Genomic DNA, 5044 nt, shown 5'->3' with positions numbered 1-5044 from the left:
CGGTCCACGCAGTCCCGCCCGCGACGACGAGGTCGGCCGCGCGCAGCGAGGCGGCGACGCTGTACCCGGTGGCGGGATGGGTCAGGCCACCCGCGGCCCCGAACCGGCCACCGCCCGGCCTGCCACCTTCCACGGGGAAGCGCACCCGCTCGACCGGTTCCGCACCGGTGACCGCGATGCCGCGGGCGCGCAAGCGGTGTTCCAGCCTGCGCCGCAGCACCTCGAGCCCGAGAGCGGGCCTGCCCGCGAGGCACGTTTCCTCGAACAACATGGTGTCCGGGCCGAGCGGGACGACGTAGAGGAACGAGGCCGGATCATCGGTGCCGGCGCCGTTGTCCGACCGCCAGTCCATGAACAGCGTCGGCTGGTCGGCGTCGAGGGTGTCGCGGCGGACGACGATGCCGTACGCCGTCTGCTCGGCCCGGCGTGCCGATCTGGTCAGGCCGCGGGCGTCGATCACCCGGCCGGCTCGGGTGATCCCGCTCGCCGTGCGCACCGTGCCCGCCCGCGCGTCCAGGTCGACGACTCGATCGGCGATCACCTCGGCACCGTCGATCGTCAGCGATCGTTGCAGCGCCGCGGTATCGAGGACCTGATAGGCGCGCTCGAGCCGGTGCTCGCCGAGCGCCCAGGCCGTCGGCCGGTCGACGGTCGCGGCGACGACCGCCGGGTCGAGCCAGTCCGGCAGTTCGTCGGCCCAGGCGGCATAGGTGGGCGTCCAGACGCGGTCGGGGTGCGGATCGATCACCGTCACCGGCCGCCCACGGGTCAGGGCGCGATGGGCCACCGCCCGGCCCGCGGGGCCGAGTCCGCAGATGATCAGCTCGGCGTGCACCCGTCGATTGGATCAGACGCGACGATTTCAAGCACCGCCGCGTCACGGACGGGCACCGGTTCGGCGGCGGCCGCTCGCCCCCGGGCGATATCTCGGCCATCATGGGGAAATGAGATCGATCTGGAAGGGCTCGATCGCATTCGGGCTGGTCAATGTCCCGGTCAAGGTCTACACCGCGACCGAGGACCACGATATTCGGTTCCATCAGGTCCACGCCAAGGACGGCGGCCGGATCAAATACGACCGTGTCTGCCAGGTGTGCGGCAATTCCGTCCAGTATTCCGACATCGACAAGGCCTACGTCTCCCCCGACGGCGACCAGGTCGTGCTCACCGACGCCGATTTCGCGAAACTCCCCGCGGCGGAGAAGCACGAGATCCCGGTGCTGGAATTCGTGCCCTCCGAACAGATCGACCCGGTGCTGTTCGACAAGAGCTACTACCTCGAACCGGATTCGGCCACGCCCAAGGCCTACCAATTGCTGGCCGCCACCCTCGAGCGCATCGACAAGACCGCGCTGGTCCACTTCACGCTGCGACAGAAGACCAGGCTGGCGGCATTGCGGGTGCGCGACGGCGTGCTCGTGCTGCAAACCCTGCTGTGGCCCGACGAGGTGCGTGCCGTCGACTTCCCGGCCCTCGACGACGCGCCCGCGCCGCGCCCGCAGGAATTGAAGATGGCCGAGACCCTGGTCGAATCCATGTCGGGCGATTTCGATCCCAGCGAATACACCGACGAATACCAGATCGAATTGCAGAAACTGCTCGACGAGGCGATCGCCAGCGGCTCGGGCAAGGTGGAGTCCACCGCGGCGGCCGAGCCCGCCGAACAAACCGATGCCGAGGTCGTCGATCTGGTCGCCGCCCTGCAACGCAGTCTCGAGGCGAGCGGCCGCCGCGACGCCGACTCGGCGCAGGCACCAGCGAAGAAGGCGGCGAAGAAGGCGCCCGCCAAGAAGGCGGCGCCCCGGAAAGCCGCGCCGAAGAAATCCGCCGACAGCAAGACCGCGGCGCGCAAAGGCGCGTAGGGCAGACTGGCCCGCATGGACTCCTCGATCGCTGTCGTGCCGATGGGGCTGGGACATCTGCGTCAAGTCCTCGATCTCGGCCACCAGGTGTTCGACACGACCACCAAGCCCTACACCTCGTGGTCGCTCACGGCGGTCGCCGAGCATCTGGACAGCCCCGACAACGCCTGCTGGGTCGCGCTGGACTCCGACCGCGTCGTCGGCTTCGTGCTCGGCTCGATGGAATTCGAGCACCGCGACGACTGGGCCTACCTCGAATGGATCGCCGTCGCGCCCGACATGCAGGGCCACGGCATCGCCCGGCGGCTGGTGGACGTGTGCTCGGAGGCGTTGTTCGCACGCGGCGCCCGCCATATCGTCACCGATGTCGAGGACCGCAACAGCGCCTCGGCGGCGCTGATGACCAGCACCGGCTTCGTGCCCGCCGCGACCGTCACCCTGCTCGTGCGCCCGAACCCCGACGAGGCGGGCGGCGAACAGCCGCTGCCGCCGATGTCGGCCACCACCCGCCACGATCTGATCCGGCGCGGCAGGCTGTCGGTGGAGCACCCGCGCCGCTGAACGGGCCTATCCTCGACGGGTGGCTCCCACCGCACCGGACGAGCACGACTCCGCCGCGCTGACCGTGGTCGGCGAGGTGTGGTCGCCCGCGTGCGCGGCCATTCGCACCTTCCTGAGCCGCAACGAGATCGCCTGCCGGTGGGTGCGCCCCACCGATCCGGCGGGCCGGGAGCTGCTCACCGCGCACGGCTTCGACGCCGCCGACACCCCCGTGTTGATCGGGCCGGACGGGCGCGCCCTGCGCCCCGCCGACGAGGAACAACTCGCCCGCTGGGCCGGGCTGCACACCACGCCGAGTTCCGGCGGCTACGACCTGCTCATCGTCGGCGGCGGGCCCGCGGGGATGGCCGCCGCCGTCTACGGCGCGTCCGAAGGGCTGCACACCGTCCTGCTCGAACGCTGGGCGATCGGCGGGCAGGCCGGGCTGAGTTCCCGCATCGAGAACTATCTCGGCTTCCCCGACGGCATCTCCGGCGCCCAGCTCACCGATCGGGCGCGTCGCCAGGCGGGCAAGTTCGGCGCGGAACTGGTGATCAGCCTGGCCGCCGACGCGCTCACGGCCGACGCCGACGGCGTCACGGCGCACTGCGGCACCACGACGGTCACGGCGCGCTCGGCGATCATCGCCACCGGCGCGACCTTCCGCACCCTCGACGCGCCCGGCATCACGGAATTCGCCGGTCGCGGCGTCTACTACTTCTCGGCGCTCACCGAGGCGCCGCTGTGCTCGGGGGCCGACGTCTACATCGTCGGCGGCGCCAACTCGGCGGGCCAGGCGGCGGTCTACTTCGCCAGCTGCGCCCGGCGGGTGTTCCTGCTGGTCCGCGCCGAGTCGCTGGCGGCGCGGATGTCGACCTACCTGATCGAGCAGATCGAGTCGATTCCGGAGATCCACGTCCGCACCGGCACCGAGGTCGCCGCGGCGGCAGGCGGCACCCACCTCGAACGCCTCACCCTGCGTGACCGGCGTACCGGCGCCGCCGAGGAGGTGGCCGCGACCTGGCTGTTCGCCTTCATCGGCGCCGACCCCGCCACCGGCTGGCTCGCCCCCGGGTTCGCCCGCGACGACAACGGCTATCTGCTCACCGGACCCGACATCGTGGCCGCCCCGCTCGCCGCCGCGCGCTGGCCACTGCCCCGGCCGCCGCTGCATCTGGAGACCACCGTGCCCGGCGTCTTCGCCGCGGGCGACGTGCGCGCCTACAACGGTCGCCGGGTGGCGGCCGCCGTCGGCGAGGGCTCGATGGCCGTGATGCTGGTCCACCAGTATCTGGGCGACTGAGCGCCGAAAACTCGGCGGCGCCGAGGATTTCGGTGCGGTAGTTTGGCGATCGTGACCACTGCTACCGAGGCGGACAGACTCTAGCCACCGGTCCGCCGGTGGCCGTTCCCGACGCGACGACACCGTGCCGACAGGCACCGCGGTTCGTCGTGCTCCGAACACACCGGCCGGCCACTGTCTGCCCGTTGTCGCGCGTCCCCCTGTCGCCGGGACGCGCGCAGTCAGCTCGGTACCAGTGGGAGTCTGCTATGCCTCGATGGTTGGTGGCGCTGTTCGCCGCCTCGTTCGTCTTCTACACCGACGATTACGTGATCGCCGGTGTCCTGCCCGAGATCGCCCGTGATCTCGGTGTGCGTCAGGCCGCGGCCGGTCAGCTCGTGACGGTCTTCGCGGTGACCGTCGCGATCGTGGCGCCGGTCACCGGTGTGCTGCTCGCGCGCGTCGCGCGTCGCGCACTGCTCGTGACCTGTCTGGGTGTCTTCGTCGCGGCCAATCTCGGCGCGCTGCTGACGCCGTCGTTCGGTGTCCTGATGGGGTGGCGGATCGTGGCGGCCGCCGCGGCCGCGGCCGCGACCCCGTCGTTGTTCGCCACCGCGTTCCAGCGGGCGCCCGACGGCAAGGCGGGCCGCTATCTCGCCGTGGTGACGCTGGGCGTGACCGGCTCGATCGCGGTCGGCGTGCCGATCGGGACCTGGATCGGCGGCGCGTACGGCTGGCGCGCGAGTTTCGCCGCGATGGCCGTCGGCGGCGCGCTCGCCCTCGGTGGACTGCTCGCGACCCTGCCCCGGCAGCGCCCCGACGGGGTGTTGCCGGACTGGCAAGCACAGCTGCGCAGTCTCGGTCGGCGACCCGTGGCGGTGGGCCTGCTGGCGAACGTCTCGCTGATCACCGGGTCGATGATGATGCTCACCTATCTCGCGCCGTTCCTCACCGAGGTCACCGGGTCGGGCGTCGATGCCCGTGCGGTGTCGTTCGGGCTGGCCGGAGTCGCCGGGATGGCCGGAATGTGGGGCGGTGGCGTGGCGACCGACCGGTGGGGTCCGCGGCGCGCGCTGGCGGCCGGGATCACCGCGATCGCGGTCTCGATGGGATACCTGGGGGTGACGTGGGTCGTACGTCCGGTGCCTATCGCGGCGCTGCTGCCGGTCCTGGCGGTGTGGGGCGCGGCCGCGTTCTGGAACGCGCCCGCGATCCAGGCCCGGCTGGCGTCGCTGACCGGCCCGCTGGCGCCACAGGCGTTGGCGCTCAACACCTCCGGCACCTACCTCGGCGTCTCGCTCGGTGGTCTGGTCGGCGGCGTCGCGCTCGGCACGTGGGGCGCCGCGGCGCTGCCGCCGAT

At 71.6% G+C, this 5044-nt stretch carries 5 protein-coding genes; 4 read left to right on the top strand and 1 reads right to left on the bottom strand.

The annotated features are described in order from the left end of the window. The coding region (locus V8688_RS31165) for a lycopene cyclase family protein (RefSeq protein ID WP_342802306.1) at positions 1–835 on the bottom strand (835 nt) is incomplete at its 3' end. 109 nt (positions 836–944) lie between these two features. Here V8688_RS31165 and V8688_RS31160 point away from each other — a divergent pair. The 4 genes from V8688_RS31160 to V8688_RS31145 all read left to right on the top strand — a co-directional run. Further along, positions 945–1862, top strand: coding sequence for a Ku protein (locus tag V8688_RS31160; protein ID WP_218718216.1), 918 nt, complete (start codon positions 945–947; stop codon positions 1860–1862). Between the two features lie 15 nt (positions 1863–1877). Next, complete coding sequence (locus tag V8688_RS31155; protein WP_316575283.1) at positions 1878–2423, top strand: GNAT family N-acetyltransferase; 546 nt, start codon at positions 1878–1880, stop codon at positions 2421–2423. A gap of 19 nt (positions 2424–2442) precedes the next feature. Next, on the top strand, positions 2443–3705 hold the full coding sequence (locus tag V8688_RS31150; protein ID WP_342802305.1) for an FAD-dependent oxidoreductase: 1263 nt from the start codon (positions 2443–2445) through the stop codon (positions 3703–3705). 248 nt (positions 3706–3953) lie between these two features. Next, positions 3954–5044: MFS transporter (locus V8688_RS31145; RefSeq protein ID WP_342802304.1), on the top strand; the 1091-nt coding region annotated here is incomplete at its 3' end.

Origin of the sequence: Nocardia sp. No.11, assembly GCF_038752175.1 — a bacterium.
In the GTDB taxonomy this organism is placed as follows: domain Bacteria; phylum Actinomycetota; class Actinomycetes; order Mycobacteriales; family Mycobacteriaceae; genus Nocardia; species Nocardia canadensis.
Note: the sequence above shows the minus strand (reverse complement) of the source record. Positions and strands in the feature narration are given on the sequence as shown.

Excerpts from the sequence above, each read along its gene's own strand:
- V8688_RS31160 (WP_218718216.1), top strand. The coding sequence starts at position 945 with ATGAGATCGATCTGGAAGGGCTCGATCGCATTCGGGCTGGTCAATGTC.
- V8688_RS31155 (WP_316575283.1), top strand. The coding sequence starts at position 1,878 with ATGGACTCCTCGATCGCTGTCGTGCCGATGGGGCTGGGACATCTGCGT.